Below are 23295 nucleotides of genomic sequence, written 5' to 3'. Positions count from 1 at the left end.
GCTGCGGGCGAAGAAGTCTCGTCCGCAGCCGGTTTGCAAACTGCTTGAGCGCTTCAATCCCTAGGGTAGGTCATAGCACCCGGGGATGCTCATGTGAGATATCGGGAGGTGAAATGCTTCGTTTCAATCGAGTTTTTCGGGATGGTGGCGGATTTGACAGTGTGCTCGTGCTGTTCGCGCTCGCCTATCTTGTCGCATTTTCAGCCTTTCCGTTGATCTATAATTTTGTCATCTCGTTCCAGAGCGTCGATCTCTTCACCATCGCCACCTTCGATCGTCCGTTTGTCGGTCTCGATAATTACCGCGAGATCATAGACGATCCGCTATTCATGCCGATTGTTCGAAACACCTTTCTGTTCGTCTTTCTTTCGGTCATTTTCCAGCTGGGCATTGGGCTGGCGCTCGCCTTGTTCTTCCGGCTTGATTTTCCCGGTGCCTCGTGGCTGCGTGGTCTTTTCCTCGCGGGCTGGATCATGCCGGGACTGGTGGTCGGTGCGATCTGGGGCTGGATTCTGGCCGGTGACTTCGGCGTGGTGAACTGGCTTTTGCAATCGCTCGGTATCACCCAGCAGAAGATCTTCTGGCTCTCTGATCCGTCGATCTCGATCTATTCCGTCATCATCGCCAATATCTGGCTCGGCGTCCCCTTCAACATGATCCTGCTGTCGGTCGGCCTCGCTTCGATCCCCGACGATGTCTACGAGGCGGCGGAACTCGATGGCGCGACGCGACTGCAGCGCTTCTTCACCATCACGCTGCCGATGATGCGGGCGCAGCTTGGTGCCGTCATTTCGCTCGGTATCATCTTCACCCTGCAGCAGTTCGACCTCTTCGCAGCGCTTACCCAAGGCGGGCCATCCAATGCCTCCAACGTGTTGCAATATTGGTCGTGGGAGCTTGCCTTCCGCGAGTATCGCATTGGCCATGGGTCGGTCGTTTCCGTCGTGATGACCCTTCTGGTCATCGTCGTTGCCACCGCTTATGTCCGCTCGACGAGGCACGAACATGTTGTCTAGTAACCTCTGGAAACGCTGGCTTCTGCTGGCCATCGCCCTCGTCGTCGTCGCTATCTACCTCTTCCCGCTCTACTGGATGTATGTGACGGCGCTGAAGACCAATACCGAAACCTTCGCCAATCCGCCGACACTCTGGCCGCATCATCCAGAGTTGAAGATAACCCGTGTCTGGAACGACATGGGCATGGATACCTTCATCCAGAACTCGCTGATCATCGCCTTTGGCACGGTGTCGCTTGTCGTGCTCTTCGGTACGGGTTGCGCCTATGCCCTTGCGCGTGTCCGCTCTATCTGGATGGATATGGCGCTCTTCCTTGTTTTGATGCTGCAAGTTCTGCCGCCGTCCCTGATGGTGACGCCCATCTTCGTCGCCTTCAGCCAGCTTGGCCTGCTGTCATGGCCGCGCACGGGCGTGATCCTGGCGACCGCTGCCAACAAGCTGCCGCTCTATATCGTCCTGGTGCGTGCCGCCTTCACCCAGGTGCCGCGTGAACTCGAAGAGGCGGGCATGGTGGATGGGAACAGTCGCATCGGCGCGTTCTTGCGCATCTCGGTGCCGCTTGCGCGAAACGGCATTCTCGTTTCCGCAATTCTTATCTTCCTTCAGTCGCTCGGCGAATATGTCTATTCGCGCTCGCTTATTACCGATCGCGCCTTCCAGCCAGCGACGGTCGGCTTGCAGTTCTTCGTCGGGCCGAACGCCTCCGACTGGACCGGCATCATGACCTTCGCGGCGATCTATGTAACGCCCATTCTCATCATCTTCGTCCTGCTTCAGCGCCGCATCGTCAGCGGGCTGACATCCGGAGCGCTCAAATGACATTGCAGATCGAACTGTCCGGCATCCAGAAACACTACGGCGCCTATCACGCGCTGCGTGGCATCGATATCGCCATCCCCAAGGGTCAATTCGTGGCGCTTGTGGGGCCATCCGGCTGCGGCAAGTCGACCTTGCTACGGACACTCGCTGGTCTGGAAACGATCTCAAGCGGCACGATCCGGATCAAAGGCGAGGATATCACCCGCCAGCCGCCACGCATGCGCGATATCGCCATGGTATTCCAGTCCTATGCGCTCTATCCCCATATGACAGTGGAGAAGAACCTTACCTATTCGCTTCGCCTCAAGGGTGTGGCCAAGGCCGACGCGCGGCGCAAGGCGGAGGAGATCGCCGAGATCACCGGCCTGACTAATCTCCTCCAACGTTATCCACGCGAGCTTTCCGGTGGTCAGCGCCAGCGCGTGGCAATGGGCCGCGCCATCATCCGCAATCCCAAGGCCTTTCTTTTCGACGAGCCGCTTTCCAACCTCGATGCAGCGCTCCGCGTCCACATGCGCGCTGAAATCCGCAAACTGCACAACAGTCTGGATGCAACGTCCGTTTACGTGACGCATGACCAGATTGAAGCCATGACCATGGCCGACCATGTCGTCGTCATGCGAGCCGGCGCTATCGAACAGCAGGGAGCGCCGCTTGAGCTCTATGACCGGCCGGTGAACCGCTTTGTCGCTGGCTTCATTGGCTCCCCCGCTATGAATTTCGTGTCGGCTGTCGCGGCGGAAGACGGACGAACGCTCGTTTTGAATTTCGGTGGAAAGTCGAAGTCTCAAACGATCATGTCGCCCTTAGCTATTGTACCGGGTATGCGGGTCACGGTCGGCGTCCGGCCCGAGCACATCACGCTCGCACCGCCCGGATCCTCGATGATCACGCTGCCGGTCGGGATCGTGGAAACAACAGGGTCAGCGACCTCCGTCACCACGGCGACGCAGCCGGAAATGACGGTGGCGCTTCAGGGAAGGAGCAATGTGAAAGCCGGCGACCTAGTGAGCTTCAACATCGATCCGGCATCTCTGCATCTCTTCGACCATGAGACCGAACAGCGCCTTTGATCGTCAAGGATCGGTGAAGCCCGCAACACGCAAATCCAGCGTGCCCGATCGCGGATCGTTCTTGAGGAACAGCGTGCCGTTATCATGGGATTCGGCAGCGACATAGTCGAAGGTCACATCCGCCGTATCCGTCGCTCCGTCTGCGCTGCGCAGCGCACCGACCACATGAACTGTGGCGGCCGTGGACTGGCTGACATTGTGGATGTCGAAGTTTACCCTGAAGCCGCTGCTGACAGGCTCTATCGAGACGACGGCAAGTTCGAAATCCGCTTTAGAATCGTCATAGCGATAGATGTCCCATGAAATCCAGCCCAGCATCGCTATCACGAGCAACGACGACACGATGCCGGTTACCCACTCGATCCAGTGAGGTGAAGACGTTTCGATATGGCCGTCTGCGGAGGATTTGGTCATGGCGTTCTCATAGCACGAGGCGGGCGGAAGCCGCGCCGATTGCAGCCGGGAAACTTAAAATCACGACGGCTGCAACGATCTGCGACAAGGATGTTCCCGAAAGCCGTTCAAAGCTCCACAGACAAAAGAGGCTGATGCCAAGGGCTATAACATAGCCTGGCATCGTAAAGCGGATGAAGGTGTTCCACCAGGCGCTGTCTTCCGGCTGGCCGTGTCCGCCCTTGAAATGCAGGGCGTAGACAAAACCATGCATCAATACGAGGGACAGCAGAACGGTGATCAGCGTCTGATAGGGTGTGATCTTGTAGGCGATCAGGATCATTTCCTCAGTCGGGGCGACATTCAGCGCAAGGAAAAGAGCGCCTACCAGCATCATGAAAAGCTCGACAAAATAGCTCGTCTCTGTTTCTGCGTCGTCGCTCTCATCATCGTCTTCGGAATGCATGCCGAGTTGGCTGCGGCCGAGAAGCGCACCGATGCTGGCAGGCACGGCTTGGAGTCCGATCTTTGCGACCGTCGTGCTGGTCGTCACCTGGTCGTTGATGATCCCGAAAAGCGCCAGAATGGCAGCGCTGACGATGATCGCAAGCCCGTAGGCTGTGACAGCATCGCGGATTGCCTCAAACCAGGAAGAGGTTTTCTCAAAGCCGACACGCTTTGCCAATACCACGAGAAGCGGGATGTTCAGGAGGCATAGGAGCAGCAGCTTTTCCCGCGGCATGTAGAAGCCGAGAAACCACATCTCCATCGTCATGAACATGGGAAGTGCAAAGAGAAGCGCACCACCGACGCCGCGCGCAAGTCCGATCAGAAACTCCCTTTCCCTAGATGAGTGTTTGGTTGCGTTCTCAGTCATCGTGTTCCCCCCGGATGAGCTTATAACCTTCTGGATTATGGCCGGTTCCCGCAGGTCGTGAAGCGGCCAGTTTGGCAGGGATCGAGCGACTCAGTCCGTCAGACGGTCAAGGGGGTATCGAAGTTAATTTTCGCAGGTGCGGATGGGCCGCGTTAACCATTTGTTAACCAAATCACCGCTACCTCTCTATCAACGAATTCTTTACCAAGATGACCAAAGTGCTAACAGACTCGCGTTCGATCCGTATCAAGGGCCGCTCATTTCTGGCGGTTGTTCTTTCTCCCGAGTCGCCGCTGGATGTCTGGCTGGAGCGACTTGACGATCTGGCAGCACGCTCTGCCGGGTTCTTTCTGTCACGTCCGGTGGTGCTGGATGTGGCCGAGCTGAAGCTCGACAAGGCAGGCCTCAAGTCCCTGTTGGCAGAGCTTTACAATCGCAACGTTGCCATCATGGGCATCGAGGGCGCGCGCCCTTCAATGATTGAAACTGGCATGCCGCCCGCGCTCAAGGGCGGAAAGCCGGCCTCCGATGTTGACGTGGAGCCAGTGGCGCTTGCCGAGGTGGAAACCCCGGCTCAGTCGCAGAAGGCACCGGTGACGGAAATCCGCAGCGTCGTTCAGTCGCTCATGATCAGCGAGCCTGTACGGTCCGGCCAGTCGATTATCTTTCCGGAAGGCGACGTGACGATCGTAGGCTCTGTTGCTTCCGGCGCAGAGGTGATCGCAGGCGGTTCGATCCATATCTACGGTGCGCTTCGCGGACGCGCCATGGCCGGTTCGCTGGGGAACGCCACAGCGCGCATCTTCTGCAAGAAGCTTGAAGCCGAGCTTCTCGCCATCGACGGTGTTTACAAGGTCGCGGAGGATATCGACCCGAAGCTTCGGGGGCAGGCCGTCCAGCTCTGGCTGGAAAACGATACGATCAAGGCGGACAAACTCAATTAAGCCGTAAGCGGCAAGGAAACAGGAGATCAGGATGGGGAAGGTAGTTGTCGTTACCTCCGGCAAGGGAGGCGTCGGAAAGACGACGTCCACCGCAGCACTTGGCGCAGCGCTGGCGCAGAACAAGGAAAAGGTTGTCGTCGTGGATTTCGACGTCGGTCTCCGCAACCTCGATCTGGTCATGGGTGCGGAACGTCGCGTGGTCTACGATCTGGTCAATGTCATTCAGGGCGATGCCAAGCTGACGCAGGCCCTCATTCGTGACAAGCGTCTTGAGACGCTGTTTCTGCTGCCGGCCTCCCAGACGCGCGACAAGGACAATCTGACGCCGGAAGGTGTCGAATGGGTCATCAACGAACTGAAGAAGCATTTCGATTGGGTTATCTGCGACAGCCCGGCCGGTATCGAGCGCGGCGCAACGCTTGCCATGCGCCATGCGGATGTTGCCGTTGTCGTCACCAATCCGGAAGTATCTTCCGTCCGCGATTCCGACCGCATCATCGGCCTTCTCGATTCCAAGACGATCAAGGCTGAGCGCGGCGAGCGGATGGAGAAACACCTTCTTCTGACCCGTTACGATGCCGCCCGCGCAGAGCGTGGCGATATGCTCAAGGTCGATGACGTTCTGGAAATTCTGTCTATTCCGCTGATTGGCATTATTCCTGAGAGCATGGACGTGCTACGCGCCTCAAACGTTGGTGCCCCTGTTACGCTCGCAGACGCCAAGTCGGCACCGGCCATGGCGTATTTCGATGCGGCACGACGTTTGTCGGGTGAAGACATTCCCCTGTCGGTTCCCGGCGAAAAGCGCGGCATCTTCGCCAAGATTTTCGGGAGGGCTGCATGAGCATCTTCAGCCTTTTTCGCAAAGAGAAGTCCGCACCCGTCGCACGCGAACGATTGCAGGTGCTTCTGGCGCATGAGCGCACCAATCAAGGTTCGGATCTGGTGGCTATACTGCGTGAGGAAATTCTCGCCGCAATCGCCAAGCATGTGCAGATCGATAGCGACAAGGTCCATGTGAAGATGGACAGCGACGAACATATGTCGCTTCTTGAAATCGATGTAGAGATCCCCTTGAGCGCGGCGCTTCGCGCAGCCTGAGAAGATCGAGATGACGCCGGGCATTGTCCCGGCGTTTTCATTGGACGGTTTGACCTTCCCATCTGCGGCGATTCTGGACTAAGCCTGTCTAATTGACAGCGAAGGATGAACTGATGGCAGAGCTGGACAAAGCCGACGAGCGGGAAAAACAGACACACCGAAGAGGCTTTGGCGTCTCCACCGTCTATGAGACGCTGCGCAACGAAATCATCGAATTGCGGCTTGCGCCCGGCAGTCCGATCGACGAACTGCAGCTGTCCGAACGCTTCTCGCTATCGCGCACACCCATTCGCGAGGCGCTGGTTCGTCTTTCCGCCGAGGGGTTGATCACGACGCTGACCAACCGCGCCACCATCGTGTCGCAGATCGACTTTCTAGGATTGCCGGAGTTCTTCGATGCATTGACGTTGATGTATCGTGTGACCACCCGGCTTGCAGCCGCCAATCATACAGAAGCGGATATCACGCAGATTCGTGCCCTGCAGAGCGCATTCGCGCTTGCTGTCGAGCAACGTGACGCGCTGGCGATGATTTCCACCAACCGCGATTTTCATGTCGCGATCGCGCAAGCCGGCGGCAACCGCCACTATGTCGAACTCTTCACGCGGCTTCTGGACGAAGGCAGGCGTATTCTTCGTCTCTATTACTCGTCCTTCAACGATGTGCTTCCCAACCAATATGTCAGCGAACACGAGGACATGATCCAGGCAATCATCGACCGCAATGTCGAAAAGGCCGATGCGCTTGCAAGGGCACATGCCGATCAGATCGTCACCCAGATCCGCTCCTACATTACCGCCGATACCCGCCAGAGCGCCAATCTCAGCCTGTGAGTCCGCCAGAGGATACTCACGGGTCAATACAGTTTCGCCGCCAAATTTCTTGTATTTTATTTGTCGACAGAGACGAGCTTTGATGCTAAAAGGGTGCATATCAGGCGGCTGTGGTGCCGCGAAAGGATTGGAACGATGGCCAGCACGATCTTTACCGGATGCATTCCCGCCCTCATGACGCCTTGCAAGGCGGACAGAACCCCTGACTTCGATCTCCTCGTGAAGAAGGGCAAGGAACTGATCGCCGCCGGTATGTCGGCAGTCGTCTATTGCGGTTCCATGGGCGATTGGCCGTTGCTGACAGACGAGCAGCGCCAGGAAGGCGTTAAGCGTCTTGCCGAAGCGGGTGTTCCAGTCATCGTCGGAACCGGCGCAATCAACACCAAGTCCGCCGTCAGCCATGCTGCGCACGCTGCAAAGGTCGGGGCCAAGGGCCTCATGGTCATTCCGCGTGTTCTGTCTCGCGGGTCGTCGGTTTCCGCGCAGAAGGCACATTTCTCCGCCATTCTGGAAGCAGCAAATGGTCTGCCGGCGGTCATCTACAACAGCCCTTATTACGGTTTCGCCACCCGCGCCGATCTCTTCTTCGATCTGCGCTCGCGCTATTCGAACCTCATCGGCTTCAAGGAGTTCGGCGGCAAGCAGGATATGACTTACGCTGCTGAAAACATCACCGCCGGTGACGACGACCTGACTCTCATGGTCGGCGTAGATACGGGCGTCTATCATGGCTTCGTCAACTGTGGTGCCGGCGGCGCCATCACCGGTATCGGTAATGCCCTGCCGAAGGAAGTGCTGCATCTGGTCGCATTGTGCGAAAAGGCAGCCAAGGGCGATGCGACCGCACGCGCTGAGGCCCGCGAGTTGGAAGAGGCACTGACTGTGCTGTCGACCTATGATGAGGGTCCGGATCTCGTTCTGCACTACAAGTATCTGATGGTCCTGAACGGCGATACCGAATACACGCTGCACTTCAACGAAACGGACGAACTCAGCGCGTCTCAGCGCCGTCATCTGGAAAGCCAATATGCTCTGTTCCAGAAATGGTACGCATCGCGCTACCCAGCTTGAATGGTCTGTGACCTCCGTGCGGGAAAGCCGATGGTGTAGCGTCAAGAACGACGCGCGTGCATCAGTCACTCGTTTCTGAGAGGTAGGATTAGAACAAGCAAGGAAGAGGTGGCTGGACGTCAGTCACCTCTTTTTATTTCCGGGCCGTGAGGGAAGACTGATCTGCCAGCTCTCGTGATCTGTCGATCAAGCAGAGCCGTGGGTTTTTCTGACAGATAAAGCAATCAATCCATTTCAAGGACTATCAATTAGACAATGCTCTTCTTTCAGCGATTTGTTTGCAGATTGTTTAAAAGTTTACACTAACGTCGCCCTGAAGTTAGAGGGCTCGTCGCATGAAGAAGATTCTCAATTCGGTTTCCGGAAAGCTTATCCTAGCCACCGGAACAGCTATCGCCGGCATCATGATTGCTTACACCGCCGTCAATGTTCTGAACGTGAAGTCAGCGACAGAGCGTGACGTCATGGCACTTGCAACGGAGAAGGCAGGTGCGGTCAGCCAGCGTATCGCTGCAGATGTATCCGTCGCAACATCGGCAGGCGCAACGCTTGCTGCCACCATCGGTGGCTTCATTGAGAAAGGTTCGCGCAGCCGCGCCGACATCGTTTCGATGATCGAGACCGTAGCGCCGCAATATCCAAACGTTTTTGGCGCATGGATGTGTGAACTGGTTGATGGCAAAAGCCCGAAGCCGACCGTGGGCACCGAGGGGCTGAACAAGGAGGGCATCTTCACGCCCTACTGGACCAAGAGTGATAGCGGCAAGGTTGAGTTCTCGACATGGTCGATCAAGCCGGAGGATGAGTATTATGGCGGCGTGCTGAAGACCGGCAAGCCACTCATCACCTCTCCCTATCTCACCAACATGCAGAAGCTCGTCACATCGGTCTCGGTGCCGGTGAAGGTGGGTGGCACGCTCGTGGGTATGGCGGGTGTCGATATAAAGCTCGACGATCTGACCGCCAGCCTGTCGCAGATCAAGCCTTTCGAGGGTGGCAGCGTCATGTTGCTGGCGAGCAACGGCAAGTGGCTGTCGCACACCAACGCCGACAATCTGATGAAGGACTACGCCGATGTCGGCGCCGATCAGGTCAAGCAGGCCTTGGGAGACGGAAAGGTACGTGTGATCCACGGCCTTCCCGATGGTTCTGTCCGCCTGATCTATCCGTTCACTGCGCCTGGCATGAACACCACCTGGGCGACGGTACTGGACGTGCCGCCAGCGGTTTTCTCCGCGCCTGTCTGGCAGCAGATCTACAACATGCTGATCGGTAGCCTGATCATTCTCGTAGTGACGCTCGGCGTTATTCTCGTCGCGACCCAGATCCTGATCAAGAAGCCTCTGACCTCCGTTTTGGGGTCGGTCGGCAAGATGGCGAATGGCAACTACAAGGACCAGGTAGCCCAGACCGGAAAGAAGGATGAACTCGGCAATCTGGCAGCCGCTCTTGAGAAATTCCGCTTCGCGCTGGCTCGCGGCGAGGACGTCCAGGCCGAGCAGGAGCAGCTGCAACGTCAAGTCGAATCGGACCGCAAGCGTCAGAGTGACGTGGACAACGCCAAAGCAGAAGACCTCCGTCACTTCGTGGAAGTTGTTCAGAGCCGCTTCAACGCTCTGGCGGCTGGCGATCTGACCGTGCGGATGAACGAAAAAGTCGCGCCGGAATTCGAGTCTATCCGGCAGAACTTCAATGTGTCCGTTACCGCACTGGAAGAAACTATCAGCAATGTCGTGCAGGCGGTTTATACCATCCGCTCCGGCCTTACCGAAATTTCCACGGCCTCGAACGATCTTGCGCGCCGCACCGAGCAGCAGGCTGCGTCTCTGGAAGAAACCGTTGCAGCTCTGAGCGAAGTCACCCGCGGCGTCAACGACACAGCTGAAGGTGCATCCGATGCGCAAAGAAAGGTCGCAAGCGCCAGGGGCGATGCTGAAAAGGGTGGTGATGTCGTTGCCCGTGCCGTCGCCGCAATGACTGAAATTCAAGGATCGTCCAGCAAGATTGGCAATATCATCAGTGTGATCGATGAAATCGCCTTCCAGACGAACCTCTTGGCATTGAATGCCGGTGTGGAAGCTGCCCGCGCTGGCGAGGCAGGTAAGGGCTTTGCTGTCGTTGCCCAGGAAGTGCGGGAACTGGCTCAGCGTTCTGCGCAGGCCGCAAAGGAGATCAAGAGTTTGATCTCCATGTCGTCCAGCCAGGTAGAGGTCGGGGTTCAACTGGTTGAGGAAACCGGTGCGTCCCTCGGCAAGATCGTCGAGCAGGTTGTCGGCATGAGCCAGACCGTCAACCAGATCGCCTCCGGCGCTCGCGAACAGGCTGTCAGCCTTCGCGAGGTTTCGTCTGCGGCCGATCAGATGGACAAGGTGACACAGCAAAACGCGGCGATGGTTGAAGAAACCACAGCGGCGGCTCAGAGCTTGTCGCAGGAAACAGAAAACCTGGCCAGCATGGTTGGACGCTTCCGTGTCGGTGGTGAAAGCAGGATCGGCGCGGCGCATTCGCACCCACGCTACGCGATGGCAAGCTGATCAAACCTGCCTAAAGGAGGGGCGTGGGGCTACAAAATCCCCCACGCCCTGAACCGTCCGCGCCCCGTCATCTCTCGCAATTCCAGTTGATTGGCAAGAACGACTGCACCCTGCGGCGTGGTACCGAGCGCCTTGACGATCATCGCGGTGGACACGACAGGATTTGCGAGAACGAGTTCGATCAGGTCGGGAAGCCTCGAATTCGAACGCCTTCCCGCAAGTCGCCTCTCCATGCGGCTCTTGCCGTTTAGCAGGCGGTCATGTTCCCTCATTCCCAGTTGCGAAGCCTCATGCATCCCGTCGAGGATTGCGATCAGACGCTCCTCCTGATGCGGTGAATGGCGTCGCTCTCGTTGAATGGTGCGGAGTCCGGTGTTAAGCGCCGGAAGCGTTGCCAATCCCCCCGCGCGAAGGGAGGCCGCTGCCAACTGACGGCCAAGCCAGGGGCTGCGATCCAGAACCTCAAGGCTGCGCCAGGCATCAAGCAGGATCGCCGCACGGAGCGGTCCGGGATAATCAACGCATTGATCCACAAGCTTTCGCCATTGCTGAAGCCGGTCGTCTTCGCTTTCCTCTACGGCCCCCCTGTCCTCGGGTATTTCTGAGGATCGCAACGCGGGTGAACGGTAGCTGAGGGCATCGCTGACCATAGCGCTGCTGCGTAAAAGCAGGGCATCCATTTCGGCGAGCTCCTCGGCAAGAGCGTCATCCGTATTGTTCTTGTCTTCGCGGTCGGGCTGTTCAGTCTCGTCGTTATCAGTATCGACATTTGGCGATAGCGGCTGCGGTTGTGAACTTTTGCCACGCAATAGATTGATGCCCTCGTCGCCGAACGGCCACTGCGGCGCATGGCTTTCCATCAATCGTCTTGCGCGAAGGATACGGTGTGCGTTGACGATTTCGTTTGTAGGAGCGCGGATATCCATCCGCGCATCGTGAAGGACAAGATCCTCGACATGCACCAATTCGCCATCGATCCAGAGGGAAGAGACCGCGTCCTGAAAATTCTGCCGCTGCAGGAACCCGTCGCGGATTGGCGAACGGCTCACCCGTTCATCGAAGCGCGCCAGCGCTTCGGCTGCCCGCGTGAGCGGCAACAGAAGCTTGGATGGCTTGAGAAGCGAAAACGCATAGGTCATTGGGATTTAATAGGGCAGACGCCGCAGTGAAAGCAATCCTGCAGGTTATGTTTCAAACGATGTTCACAAGTATGGATCGAACTGCCTAGCTTGGCACCTGCGTCGAGGTCATACCGGTCGGATGAAAGTCTCACGGCGAGACGCCACAAAGCACCTATACGTGCAAACAATAAGTAGTCCGAATTATCTTGTCCGCTCTTGTTGCGGGGGTGTATAGCCCTCAGACGCCAGTTGCTGACACCAGCACCCCACGGCCCAAATATTGTTTTTCCGGCTTGAAATAAACGGAGACCACCATGAGCAACCTTCCAGATCAAACAACCGCTGGAACTCCTCCTGATCAAAAAACGAGATTGAAGTCGATCATCGGCGGATCGGCGGGCAACCTCGTCGAATGGTATGATTGGTATGTCTATTCCGCATTTACCCTTTATTTCGCGCCGATCTTCTTTCCATCTGGCAACCAGACAGCAGAGCTGTTGAGTGCAGCCGCGGTATTTGCCGTGGGCTTTCTGATGCGTCCGATCGGTGCATGGCTGATGGGAACCTACGCAGACCGCAAGGGCCGCAAGGCGGGGCTGACGCTGTCTGTAACGCTCATGTGTCTGGGATCTCTAATGATTGCCGTGACGCCCGGGCACGAGACGATCGGCATTGCAGCGCCCGCCATTCTCGTTCTCGCGCGCCTGATCCAAGGGATCAGCGTTGGTGGCGAATATGGCGCAAGCGCAACCTATCTCAGCGAAATGGCGGGAAAGAACCGCCGTGGCTTCTTTTCCAGTTTTCAGTATGTAACGCTTATTTCCGGTCAGCTTGTCGCGCTTGCCGTGCTTCTGGTGTTACAGCGCCTTTTGACGCCAGAGCAACTCAGCCAATGGGGCTGGCGCATTCCCTTTTTCATCGGTGGTATTCTTGCCATCGCGGTGTTCTACATCCGGCGCGGGCTTGTCGAAACCCACTCTTTCCAGAACGCTAAGGCAGCCACCGCTCAGACACCAAAATCCAGCGGATGGGCGCTCTTCAAGCACTATCCAAAAGAGGCGCTGATGGTGATGGCGTTGACATCTGGCGGCACGCTCGCTTTCTATGCCTACACCACCTATCTGCAGAAATTCCTCGTCAATACGTCCGGTTTCAGCAAGGAATCCGCGACCGAGATCACCACGGTCGCGCTTTTTGTTTTCATGCTTTGCCAGCCGCTGGCAGGCGCCCTGTCGGATAAAATCGGCCGTAAGCCGCTGATGGTCGGTTTCGGTATTCTTGGCACGCTGTTCACCTATGTCATCTTCAGCGTTCTTTCGACGACCACAGACCCTTATATCGCGTTTGCCCTGGTGCTTGGCGGCCTATTGATCGTGACGGGCTACACGTCGATCAACGCGGTGGTTAAAGCAGAGCTGTTTCCCGCCCATATTCGCGCGCTCGGTGTGGCGCTCCCCTATGCGCTGGCCAACACCATCTTTGGCGGCACCGCGGAATTCGTAGCCTTGAAATTCAAGCAGATTGGGCATGAAAGCTGGTTCTTCTGGTATGTTACGCTGATGATCGCGCTATCATTGATCGTGTATGTAAAGATGCGCGATACCCGCGACCACAGCCACATCCACGAGGATTGAGCGAACCCGGCCTTCGGATATTGTTTCCGAAGGCCTCAATCTTGCTTTGGCAGATCGATCCGCGCCTCGAAGCCTTCTTCACGGCCGGTTGCGGGAGAGGCAAGCGTCAGGGTCGCGTTCATCCGCTCTGCCAGATTGCTTACGATGGCAAGGCCAAGCCCTGAGCCGGCAGCCTGGGTCTGGCCCCGCATGAAACGCGTCGTCAGGCGTGGCAGCAACGCAGGATCAACGGTCGGACCATCATTGACCACCCGTACGGTGCTATCCTCCACAAACACCTCCACCTTGGAATCCTCCGCGCCATGTGTCAGCGCATTTTCCAGGAGGTTTCGGATAGCGATGCCAAAGGCGTCGGGATCGACTTTGGCTTTCAGCGTCGCATCCGCCGCATGGTGAAGGCGGATGCGGCCGTTACCAAGTTCAGAACGATCCATGTCCGTCACCATCAGTCCAACGACTGGCAGAAGATCGACAAGCGTATCCGAAATGCCGATACCTGCTTCGGCGCGAGACATTTGCAGCAGTTTCTCGGAGAGTTGCGCCAGATTCGAGAGCGACAATTCAATTTGGTCGACGCGGCCTGCCAGGTTGGCCGGAATATCGGCTTTGAGGCGCTGTGCCTGTGCCAATGCGCCTGCGATCGGTGTACGCAATTCATGCGCGCTGTTGGAGGCGAAAGAGCGCTCCGCCTCCAATGCGGAGCGCAATCTTTCCAGAAGCAGATTGACAGAGCGCGCTATTGGATCCAGTTCGGCGGGAAGTGTGCCTGAATCGACGGGCGCGAGGTTGCCGCCATCCTTACGGCCAATATCGTCCCTCAATATCTGGATTGGCGCAAGGGTACGGCGAATGACCAGGATAACCGCGATGATGCTTGCAGGGATGAGGACCAGAACAGGCAGTATAAGTGCCGTTGAAGCCTCCTCTATGGCTTCACGCCGATTGGCGAAGGCATCTGCCACTTGAAGGTAAAGATCGCCTTCCGGTGTGACGACAGTGTAGATCCGCTGGGTATCGGTGTCAGCGAAACCCGGTGTGAGCGGCACGTCGAATCCCTCTCTGGCACTGTCATGAGAGTGCAGCAGGACCGCGCCGTCGCGGTCGCGTACCTGATAAGTCAGATATTCCGTGCCGGTGCTGGGTTGGCCTAGGCGGCGCTGCGCCTCCGGACTGCGCTCGCGAAGATCCTCAGCGACAAGCGGCAGCAGCCTGTCGGCTGTTTCCTGGACGCCGCTGTCGAATATCTCTGCAAATTCGTCCTGCATCACCATCACGCCCATGGCGCAAGCGACCATCCAGGAAAGCGCCAGCACGCTCACGAGAGCAAGAACCATCCGACGCGTCATGCTGTTCTTCGGGGGGATGAGATCAGCGTATCGTATAACCAAGCCCTCTTACGGTTTCGACGCGGTCAGAGCCGATTTTCTTGCGCAGGCGGCTGACATAGACCTCGACGGTATTGCTCTCTATCTCGGCGCCGAATTCGTAGAGCGTTTCCTGTAATTGCGCTTTCGAGACCAGTGCGCCTGGCCTTTCGACAAGTTTCTCAAGCACCGCCCACTCGCGCGCACTCAGCGACAGCAACCGGTCATTGACCGTGATACTCTTCGCTGCCTGATCGATCTCAATTCCCGGTAGCCTGACGATCGGCGTCGAACGGCCTTCATAACGTCGCGACACGGCGAGCATCCGTGCTGTCAACTCGCCCAGATTGAAGGGCTTGACGAGATAATCGTCGGCACCTGCGTTCAGGCCTTCGATCCGATCCGAGACCTGATCATGGGCAGTCAGGATGATAACGGGAACAGGGTTGTTTGCTTTGCGAAGCGTTCGAAGCAGTGTCAGTCCTTCTCCGTCGGGTAGACGCAGATCGAGCAGTATCAAGCCGTAGCTCACAGTCTGAGTTGCGGCTGTCGCTTCGCTCAATGTCTGAAACCAATCCACCGCGTGATTTGCCGCGGCAACATGGTCCCTCAGCGCCTCTCCCAAAACGTGATCGTCTTCAACCAATAGAACCCGCAACTCGACCCTCACTCCTGAACTGCCCATGCGTATCGCTCCGGGCAGTTCGTCGTCAAGGCGATTGTCGGTCAGGTCGAGGGCTTCGACTGACATGGGCGGAACACATCGAGCGATGAGTCATAGACTGAAGTCGATACGTTCATCATGCCGAGGATACTATGGAAGAAATTGTCGTGGGACTTGCCACCAGCCTTCGCCTCGTCGGCAAGGCAGGCGCGGTCGACACCCATGGAGCGTGCAAAATCATCATCCATCCAGACAAGGAAGGGCACGTGCGTCTGTTCTGCCGGTGCAAGCATGTAAGGCGCGCCGTGGAGATAGAGGCCGTTTTCACCAAGAGACTCACCATGGTCGGAAGCGTAGAGCATACCCGTCGCCAGCTTGTCGGAGCGTGCCTTCAGCTTGTCAATGATGGCCGAGAGGAAATGGTCCGTGTAAAGGATCGTGTTGTCATATGAGTTGACGATCTCTTCGTCCTTGCAATTGCCGAGTTCTGAGGTGCGGCAATCCGGCGTGAATGTCCTAAAATTGTCGCCATAGCGAAGATAGTAGGACGGACCGTGGCTGCCGAGTTGATGAATGACGATGACGCTGTCTTTCGTAACGCGGTCGAGCCAACTGTCCAGCCTGTCGAGAAAGATGTCGTCGCTGCATTCACCTGTCTTGCAGAAGGTGGGATCGCGCGTCGCGCTCAGGTCGAAATAGGGAATTCTGTCGGCAACGCCCTTGCTTCCGGTGTCATTGTCGAGCCACTGCGCGTCGATGCCGGCATGGACCAGAACGTCCATGACATTCTCGTTCGAAAGCGCCTTGCTATGTGTGTACTCCGAACGGGTGAACTTCGAGAACATGCAGGGAATGGAGATTGCAGTGGAGGTTCCGCAGCTGACCGTGCTCGGGAAATAGATGATATTTCTTTTCTTCAGTTCCGGATTGGTTTCCCGTCCGTAGCCGTTCAGGGAAAAATTTGCAGCGCGAGCGGTCTCGCCCGCAACGACCACCGTGATGCGCGGCTTGTTGATAGCCACGACCGGGGCCTTCACTTTCGCATCCAGACCAGTCTGCGTGACCGTCAGTTGCGCTTCCTTATTCGCGGCCTGGAGATAATGCGCGGTCGAGAAGATCGGCGTGATTGGGTTCAGGCTCTTGACGATGTCCCGGTGCTGACGAATGGCAGTGGTGAAGGTTTTGGAGTTTAACGCACCCATCCCGGCGATGATGACCAGGCAAGCGATCACGCTGACCGTATTCCAGAAAAGCTTCCCGAGAATTGGGCGATGGCGGATGCGGACGAACGCGAGAAGCACGATTGGAACGAGCGCATAAATGATCATATGCACGACGAAAGCAGATGTGATCAGATTGTTCGCTTCGCCGGTGGTCGTTTCGAATGCATTACGCACCATGTCGCGGTCGATAACCGCTCCGAAGCGATCCATGAACCAGGAGCACAATGCCGAAATGACGATCAACACCATGAAGATCGGCTTCATGATGTACTTCGCCGAGAATGTGACCAGAATTGCGATGAAAAACGCCGTCATCGCAATGTAGAGCGCGTATATGGCAACTGGATAGGCCGACAGATGCGTGTTCACCTTCGACCAGAAGGTCTGGTTCATGAAGAAAAGCAGATAGAGCGCAGTGATAACACTGAGCGTGATGCTGCCGATCTCGGGACGCCGGATAGTGCTGCGATGAAGGTCATCTGTCAAAGGTGCCAAAACGTATGCTCTCCAGTGGCAATGGGTGTAGCCGGAGGCGCACAGTTGTTTTGCTTTGCCGGCTCATCAGCGCCTTCTGGAGGGCGTTGCTGACACCAAGCTGAACGGGACAGATCGGTTAGCGCCCCCCGTTATCAGGGGAGATAAGCAATGAGGCGCCTTTCGTCGGCCCTCAGCCCGGATATCGCTTTCGCAGGGGCTTCGAGAACGGTCTCCAGCCGCTTGATGGCTTTGGGCTCCGTTGCCAGGGAGAGGACGGAGGGATGCACATAACTTTTGCGGCAGATGGTCGGCGTGTTGGACAGTTCTTCAGCGGCTGCCTCGCAGATGCTTTTGATCGTCGGTGTACTTCCGCTCGCCAGCCGCTCGGCGGCATGGCAAAACCCTGCCAGCGTACCGCCCCATGTGCGAAAGGTCTTGGCCGATATGCCTTCGCCTGATGTTTCCGAAAGGTAAGCGTTCAACGCGCTGGAATCGATTGGATGGACGACGTGGTTTTCATCCTGCCAGACGAAGAGCTGCTTGCCGGGCAAGTCGGCGATTTCTTCAAGGATTTTCTGCAGGCGGGGATGCCGGAGGCTTCGGCGGACCTTCTGGCCACCCTTTGCAACGAACCGCAATTCGATGGTTTCTCCGAGTGATACGTGGCGCTTCAGAAGAGTGGTCGCCCCGTAGGTTCCGTTGCTCTCCAGATAGGTCTTGTTGCCCACGCGAAGATAGGCTGCATCCAGAAGGAGCACCAATGCGGCAAGTGTCCGGCTCTGGCCGTTCACGTCCTTTTCTATGTCGGAAATCGCCTTGCGGCGTAGCGCCGGGAGGGCTTCACCAAACGCTTTCAGCTGGAAAAATTTCGTTTCACCGCGGAACGCATGCCAGTCGGCATGATAGCGATACTGCTTACGCGCTCTCGCATCAAAGCCGGTTGCCTGAAGATGCCCGGAGGGCTCCATGCAAATCCAGACGCGCTGATAGGCCGGCGGGATAGCCAGTGACCGGATCCGGGTAATTTCGATCTTGTCAGAGAGCAGCGTGCCATCCGGAAGCCGGTAGGAAAAGCCCTTGCCGCGCCGCTCCCGGGTAATGCCCGGTTCCTGATCGCTGACATAGGTGAGGCCGATTTTCTTCAGGAGTCGGACGGGATGTTGGTTCATGATGCTCACGCTGCCTTCGAGTTTCCTCAAATAACTGTCGTGAACAGCGTCCGTTCCCGCAAAAAAGGAGCGGGACGCGCCCGCTCCTGCGAATTTGATCAGGCTTCCGGAGCCAGGCGAATGATCTGCGATTTTCCGCCGCCCCGCTCTTCGGTCACGGCGTAGACAGAGCCATCTTTTCCAAGCTCCACGTCACGGATGCGTGCGTCCAGCGGCAAACGCCCTTCCGACACAACCTTGTCGCCGTCCATTTTCAGCACCACCAGACCCTTGGTAACCAAGCCGCCGATGAGGAAGGAGCCCTTCCACTCCGCAATTGCATCGCCATCATAGTAAACCATGCCCGAAGGACCGACGACGGGATCCCAATAATAGACTGGCTGCTCCATGCCCTCTTTGGCGGTCGAGCCTTCACCAACCCTGTCGCCGCTATATTCGATGCCGTAAGTTATGACCGGCCAGCCGTAATTCAGACCCGCTTGGGGACGGTTGAGCTCATCGCCGCCCTTCGGCCCGTGTTCTACTGTCCAGAGGCGTCCCTCACCGTCGAGGGCGGCAGACTGGATGTTGCGGTGACCATAACTCCAGATTTCAGGCAACGCGTTTTCACGTCCGGCAAAAGGGTTGTCCTTGAGCGCCTTGCCGCTGGTGTCGATCCGGAAAACTTTTCCCAAGCCGCTGGACAGATCCTGCGCCTGCACACGTGGTTCCTTGTCGGAGCGTTCGCCCACCGTCACATAGAGTTCCCCATTCTTGCCAAAGACCAGCCGCGAGCCGAAATGCTTGTCTCCGTCATAGGTCGGCATTTGACGAAAGATGACGGTGGTGTTCTCCAATGTTGTCGAGCCGTCTTTCTCAACGAGCTTTGCAGAGGCTACCGAGGTGCCGTTCCCGCCATCGCGCGGCTCGGAGAACGAAAAATAGATCATTCCCGATGTAGCGAAGTCAGGTGCGAGTGCAATGTCAAGAAGACCGCCCTGGCCAGACGAAGCGACTTCCGGCACGCCTTCGATAGCAGGACCGACTTTGCCCCCGGCAAGGATGTGCATGGCGCCTTCCTTGGCCGCTACAAGGATACGCCCGTCGGGAAGTAGGGCCATCGACCACAGATGCGGCAGGTCGTCGGCTATGACGGTCTTTTGCAGAGACGGCATTTTCTCCGGCTGTGGCGCCCGGGTCTGCCCTTCGAAAGCAGGACGCTGATCTTTGCCGTGCGGCGGGTTGGTTTCAGCCGGGCCGGATGATTGTGCGATGGCGTAGCCCGGCACAGTTAGCATGGCGGATAGAATCGTGGTGGACAGCATCTTTCGTAGGCGCAACATGGCACTCCCTTCCAGTTTTATCGAGCGGACCGGGAACAATTCGAGCGTTTTTTAGTTGCACCAGTCAGCGTCAAGAAAACTTGATCGACGCGTGTTCGCGCATGCAAAATATCCTCCACGCATTTTAATGAGGAACATTTCCTCTGGCGCGGCGTTTATCCACGTCAGTCAGGAGGGCATCATGCAAATATTGGATAAGGACACGCTTGACACTACAGAGGTCAAGCCGATTTTGAGCGTCATGGAATTTTGCCGGCGCTACAGGCTTGACGAAGCTGAGGAGAAACGTCTTCGCAAGCTTTTCGGGGATTTTGCTTCGCGTCATGAGCTATTGATGAACGCCCATCGCAAACCGGTTTTTCGCTAGTCTTCTGCAGGCAAATTTCGGAACATCATGAAGACGTCGTAGCGGGTGTTTTTTCCGCAAATCTGGTGAGAGGGCTTTGGCAGTCCCTCCATCGGCGCCGCCCTCAGCGGCCACTTAAGTACAACCCTTTTCGATGCGCATTCCAGGGCTGTCATCATCAGCTCAAACTGGTCCGGGTCTGCACCCACCACAGCGCGTAATACCCTCATCTCCTTCTTTACCAGCGCACTGTTATGGCGCGGTGGATGCATCGGATCGACGACAACCACCTCGGGGGATAGAACCTTTATCAAGTCTCTGGAATCGCCAAGAAGAAGGGTCATGCGAGATGCGATCTCTTCGTAGATTCCGCCTTCCGCCTTCGCCCTAGCAATCCCGTCTGCCAGATGCGCATGCATCTCCGGCGATCTTTCAATCAACGTTACGTCAGCACCGAGTGAGGCGAGCAGAAACGCATCCCGGCCCAGTCCCGCCGTCGCGTCCACGACACGCGGTGTACGGCCTTTGGTGAAGCCAGCTGCCTTCGGCAAGGCCTGCCCGCGTCCTTCACCGGAGCGCAGCCGATGACCGACTGCTCCACCGACAAAATCAACGACAAATTCTTCTTTGGTTTGTTTCGGTGCCATCATGCATCTCAAAAGGGGGCTAGAACACGAAAGGTGACATCGCCCCCATCGGGATGGGTGAAGCCGAGCTCTTCCGCATGCAACAGAAGACGGCCCGATGCCGCAAGTGCCTCACTTTCCGCGTAGAATTCATCTCCGAGAATTGGATGACCGATTGCTTTCATGTGGACGCGCAACTGGTGAGTTCTTCCCGTCAGAGGCCGCAGCTCGAGCCGCGTTGAAGGCAGAGGAAGACGCTCCAAAACATGCCATTGCGTTTGCGCCGGGCGACCGTCCGCGTAATCCACCCGATGGCGTGGCTTGTTGTCCTGGTCCAAGGCAAGCGGGAGATCGATCTCACCATCCTCGCCCTTAACGTCTCCCCAGACGATAGCCTTGTAGATCTTTCGTGTCGTGCGGCTTTCGAACTGGCTGGCAATCGCCGCATGCACCTTTTTATTGAGAGACACCAAGACGATACCTGAAGTGTCCTTATCCAGGCGGTTGATCATCTGCGCTGATGGAAACTGTTTTTGCACCCGGGTGGCGAGACTGTCTGCAAGAGCCGGGTCACGTCCCGGTACCGACAGGAGGCCGCTTGGCTTGTCCAGCACGAGAAAGCCTTCATCCTGATGGACAATCGAGATGAAGGGCACGCGCGGCGGATTATAGATCGGGTTGTGCAAATCGACGGACATGCACGCCTCATAGCATGTTTTGGGGAGCATGCCAGCGCAGCACAGACCTGCTACTCCGGCAGGGGAAGATTGGCACGTCCGCTGGTCACGTCCTGGATCGTTTGCGCAATGCGCTCCGCCTCGCTGACCGGCACGGACAACTTCAGATCCGCGCCCGAGTCGGTGAATGTTTCACTCTCGATCACAAGGTGATCGATGGAAAGAAGGCGTGCCTTGACCAGTGCGAGATCGGAAAAAACGCAGCTCATTCGCGCCTGATAGGCTGGAATGATGGCAGTCTTTTCCGCGCTTTTGAGGCAGGATGCCGCCGTTCCGCCATAGGCGCGCATGAGACCACCGCTGCCAAGGAGAATGCCCCCGAACCAGCGCGTCACGACCACCGCGACATGATCGAGGGCATGTCCATCAATGGCCTGAAGAATGGGTTTGCCCGCTGTGCCGGAAGGTTCGCCGTCATCGTTGAAGCGGTAGTTTTGTCCGATCTTCCAGGCCCAGCAGTTATGATTGGCTGCGGGGTTAGAGTGCTGAGCGATGAAGCGTTTAGCCGCGTCCTCATCGGCCACCGGACCAGCTATCGCGAGGAACCGGCTTTTCCTGATGTCCTGCTCGAAGTTTTCCGTTCGGGTCAGTGTGAACATGCCGTCTCAATAGCGGATATACGCACGGTGGCAAACGGATTAATAAGAGCAAACACACGAAGGATGACGGTTGGCGATGCGCAGAAAACAGGTTGCTATCATTGGCGCAGGCCCGGCGGGCCTCATGGCTGCCGAAGAGCTGTCCTCGTCGGGTGTAGACGTAACTGTTTATGAAGCTATGCCGACCGTTGCGCGAAAGTTTTTAATGGCCGGGAAGTCCGGGCTCAATATCACCCATGGCGAGGACTACGCACTCTTCACCACGCGCTACGGTGCTTCGCAGCCTCGGCTGAAACAAGCTCTCGATCGCTTTACCCCGTCTATGCTGCGCGACTGGGCGCATGCATTGGGACAAGAAACCTTCGTCGGCACATCCGGCCGGGTCTTTCCGCGGGCAATGAAAGCGTCACCCTTGCTACGCGCATGGCTTGGCCGTCTCGCTAGTGACGGTGTCGAAATCAGGACCAGACATCGGTGGATTGGACTGGGTGATGGCACCTTTCTCTTCGAGACCCCGACTGGGCCGCTTGAGATCAGACCGGATGCTGTCTTGCTTGCGCTTGGTGGAGCGAGCTGGCCGCGGCTTGGCTCAACCGGGGAGTGGGTGGAAGAACTCCGAAATGCCGGAGTCGATGTCGCGGATTTCCAGCCGGCCAATTGCGGCTTCGACGTTGCCTGGAGCGACCATTTTCGCGATCGTTTCGCTGGCGAGCCGGTAAAATCCGTGACCACGACCTCGTCTGCCGGGCGGTTCGAAGGCGAGTTTGTCGTCACCCGGCATGGCGTGGAGGGTAGTCTGATCTACGCCCATTCCGCCGCGCTAAGGGATAGCCTCTCGGCGACAGGCCAAGCCGTCTTGACAATTGATCTGGCGCCGGGTCGTTCCGAGGAGCGCATCGAGCGGGATCTGGCGCGCGGCTCCAGCAAGGACAGTCTCTCGAACAGATTGCGCAAGAGTGTTGGTCTTCCGCCGGTAAAGGTGGCGCTTTTGCGCGAATGCGGATCCCTCGCGGGCATGTCTGCCAGTCAGATCGCACGGCTGATCAAGGCGCTTCCACTCAGTCTAGATGCGCCTCGTCCGATCGCAGAAGCAATCTCCAGCGCGGGAGGGATTCGCTGGGAGGGCATTGATGACGATTACATGCTCAGAGCACGCCCGGGCGTCTTCGTCGCGGGGGAGATGCTCGACTGGGAGGCGCCGACGGGCGGATACCTTCTAACGGCTTGTTTTGCAACTGGAAAAGCGGCCTCAAACGCTCTTTCGAAGTGGTTGGCACATGGCTGTACCTAATAGCGCTTCCATGCCTCTTGCATAGTGTTGAAAAAAAAGCTTCATAAGTGCATTCGAAAG

General features: G+C 57.3%; 23 protein-coding genes. 12 read left to right on the top strand and 11 right to left on the bottom strand.

The genetic code is table 11. The features are described 5' to 3' along the window. Positions 1-113 precede the first annotated feature (113 nt). Genes QZ862_RS09390 through QZ862_RS09380 form a run of 3 tightly spaced genes read left to right on the top strand, consistent with a single transcriptional unit; the run spans position 114 to position 2909 of the window. Positions 114-1016, top strand: coding sequence for a sugar ABC transporter permease (locus QZ862_RS09390; RefSeq protein WP_296099292.1), 903 nt, complete (start codon positions 114-116; stop codon positions 1014-1016). Beyond that, complete coding sequence (locus tag QZ862_RS09385; protein WP_296099289.1) at positions 1006-1836, top strand: carbohydrate ABC transporter permease; 831 nt, start codon at positions 1006-1008, stop codon at positions 1834-1836. Before QZ862_RS09390 ends, QZ862_RS09385 begins: the two co-directional genes overlap by 11 nt. Beyond that, entirely contained in the window at positions 1833-2909 is a 1077-nt protein-coding gene (locus QZ862_RS09380) for an ABC transporter ATP-binding protein (RefSeq protein WP_296099286.1), read from the top strand. Before QZ862_RS09385 ends, QZ862_RS09380 begins: the two co-directional genes overlap by 4 nt. 3 nt (positions 2910-2912) lie before the next feature. On the opposite strand, the gene QZ862_RS09375 is transcribed toward QZ862_RS09380, so the two are convergent. After that, the gene (locus tag QZ862_RS09375; RefSeq protein ID WP_296017616.1) at positions 2913-3323 is read right to left on the bottom strand and encodes a TIGR02588 family protein; all 411 of its coding nucleotides are present in this window, start codon (positions 3321-3323) and stop codon (positions 2913-2915) included. A 7-nt stretch (positions 3324-3330) separates the two neighbouring features. Continuing rightward, the gene (locus QZ862_RS09370) at positions 3331-4179 is read right to left on the bottom strand and encodes a TIGR02587 family membrane protein (RefSeq protein WP_296099284.1); all 849 of its coding nucleotides are present in this window, start codon (positions 4177-4179) and stop codon (positions 3331-3333) included. 209 nt (positions 4180-4388) lie between these two features. Between QZ862_RS09370 and minC the strand changes: the two genes are divergently transcribed. From minC to QZ862_RS09340, 6 genes are all read left to right on the top strand, one after another. After that, positions 4389-5123: a septum site-determining protein MinC gene (gene minC / locus QZ862_RS09365; RefSeq protein ID WP_288431124.1), complete on the top strand. Its 735-nt coding sequence runs from the start codon at positions 4389-4391 to the stop codon at positions 5121-5123. Positions 5124-5154: 31 nt separating this feature from the next. Continuing rightward, a complete protein-coding gene (minD, locus tag QZ862_RS09360) occupies positions 5155-5967 on the top strand; it encodes a septum site-determining protein MinD (RefSeq protein WP_296017608.1) in 813 nt (270 codons plus the stop codon). Beyond that, positions 5964-6224, top strand: coding sequence for a cell division topological specificity factor MinE (gene minE, locus QZ862_RS09355; protein WP_296017605.1), 261 nt, complete (start codon positions 5964-5966; stop codon positions 6222-6224). The genes minD and minE overlap by 4 nt, the downstream gene beginning before the upstream one ends. Positions 6225-6337: 113 nt before the next feature. Further along, positions 6338-7057, top strand: a complete 720-nt coding sequence (locus QZ862_RS09350; RefSeq protein ID WP_296099281.1) for a GntR family transcriptional regulator — start codon at positions 6338-6340, stop codon at positions 7055-7057. 135 nt (positions 7058-7192) lie between these two features. After that, positions 7193-8128 carry a dihydrodipicolinate synthase family protein gene (locus QZ862_RS09345; RefSeq protein WP_296039166.1) on the top strand — a complete coding sequence of 312 codons (936 nt, stop codon included), beginning with the start codon at positions 7193-7195 and terminating at the stop codon, positions 8126-8128. Positions 8129-8463: 335 nt separating this feature from the next. Next, a complete protein-coding gene (locus QZ862_RS09340) occupies positions 8464-10662 on the top strand; it encodes a methyl-accepting chemotaxis protein (protein ID WP_296099279.1) in 2199 nt (732 codons plus the stop codon). Between the two features lie 29 nt (positions 10663-10691). On the opposite strand, the gene QZ862_RS09335 is transcribed toward QZ862_RS09340, so the two are convergent. Further along, complete coding sequence (locus QZ862_RS09335; RefSeq protein ID WP_296099276.1) at positions 10692-11801, bottom strand: RHE_PE00001 family protein; 1110 nt, start codon at positions 11799-11801, stop codon at positions 10692-10694. A 296-nt stretch (positions 11802-12097) separates the two neighbouring features. On the opposite strand from QZ862_RS09335, the gene QZ862_RS09330 reads away from it, so the two are divergent. Continuing rightward, positions 12098-13417 carry an MFS transporter gene (locus QZ862_RS09330; RefSeq protein ID WP_296017595.1) on the top strand — a complete coding sequence of 440 codons (1320 nt, stop codon included), beginning with the start codon at positions 12098-12100 and terminating at the stop codon, positions 13415-13417. 35 nt (positions 13418-13452) lie between these two features. Here QZ862_RS09330 and QZ862_RS09325 read toward each other — a convergent pair whose 3' ends face one another. The 5 genes from QZ862_RS09325 to QZ862_RS09305 all read right to left on the bottom strand — a co-directional run bounded on the left by QZ862_RS09325 (position 13453) and on the right by QZ862_RS09305 (position 19636). After that, positions 13453-14763 (bottom strand): ATP-binding protein, encoded by a 1311-nt coding sequence (locus tag QZ862_RS09325; RefSeq protein WP_296099273.1) that lies wholly within the window; start codon positions 14761-14763, stop codon positions 13453-13455. A gap of 22 nt (positions 14764-14785) precedes the next feature. Continuing rightward, on the bottom strand, positions 14786-15439 hold the full coding sequence (locus QZ862_RS09320; RefSeq protein ID WP_296099873.1) for a response regulator transcription factor: 654 nt from the start codon (positions 15437-15439) through the stop codon (positions 14786-14788). Between the two features lie 68 nt (positions 15440-15507). Further along, positions 15508-17163 carry a phosphoethanolamine--lipid A transferase gene (locus QZ862_RS09315; protein WP_296099270.1) on the bottom strand — a complete coding sequence of 552 codons (1656 nt, stop codon included), beginning with the start codon at positions 17161-17163 and terminating at the stop codon, positions 15508-15510. Positions 17164-17297: 134 nt separating this feature from the next. Further along, the gene (locus tag QZ862_RS09310) at positions 17298-18314 is read right to left on the bottom strand and encodes a DNA topoisomerase IB (protein WP_296099268.1); all 1017 of its coding nucleotides are present in this window, start codon (positions 18312-18314) and stop codon (positions 17298-17300) included. A 98-nt stretch (positions 18315-18412) separates the two neighbouring features. Beyond that, positions 18413-19636, bottom strand: a complete 1224-nt coding sequence (locus QZ862_RS09305) for a PQQ-dependent sugar dehydrogenase (protein WP_296099265.1) — start codon at positions 19634-19636, stop codon at positions 18413-18415. Positions 19637-19817: 181 nt separating this feature from the next. Here QZ862_RS09305 and QZ862_RS09300 point away from each other — a divergent pair, with 181 nt between their 5' ends. Further along, entirely contained in the window at positions 19818-20003 is a 186-nt protein-coding gene (locus QZ862_RS09300; protein ID WP_296039181.1) for a hypothetical protein, read from the top strand. Here the strand turns inward: QZ862_RS09300 and QZ862_RS09295 are convergent. Genes QZ862_RS09295 through QZ862_RS09285 form a run of 3 tightly spaced genes read right to left on the bottom strand, consistent with a single transcriptional unit; the run spans position 20000 to position 21944 of the window. Beyond that, positions 20000-20629, bottom strand: coding sequence for a class I SAM-dependent methyltransferase (locus QZ862_RS09295; protein ID WP_296099263.1), 630 nt, complete (start codon positions 20627-20629; stop codon positions 20000-20002). The genes QZ862_RS09300 and QZ862_RS09295 overlap by 4 nt on opposite strands. Positions 20630-20637: 8 nt before the next feature. After that, positions 20638-21306, bottom strand: a complete 669-nt coding sequence (locus QZ862_RS09290) for a pseudouridine synthase (RefSeq protein WP_296017586.1) — start codon at positions 21304-21306, stop codon at positions 20638-20640. Positions 21307-21356: 50 nt separating this feature from the next. Further along, positions 21357-21944, bottom strand: coding sequence for a YigZ family protein (locus QZ862_RS09285; protein ID WP_296099261.1), 588 nt, complete (start codon positions 21942-21944; stop codon positions 21357-21359). 76 nt (positions 21945-22020) lie between these two features. Here QZ862_RS09285 and QZ862_RS09280 point away from each other — a divergent pair, with 76 nt between their 5' ends. Then, positions 22021-23235, top strand: coding sequence for a TIGR03862 family flavoprotein (locus QZ862_RS09280; RefSeq protein WP_296099258.1), 1215 nt, complete (start codon positions 22021-22023; stop codon positions 23233-23235). The last annotated feature ends 60 nt before the right edge of the window (positions 23236-23295 follow it).

This window comes from uncultured Agrobacterium sp., from assembly GCA_913777615.1.
GTDB lineage: Bacteria > Pseudomonadota > Alphaproteobacteria > Rhizobiales > Rhizobiaceae > Agrobacterium.
The sequence above is the reverse complement of the archived record's forward strand: the minus strand, read 5'-3'. Positions and strand labels throughout refer to the sequence as shown.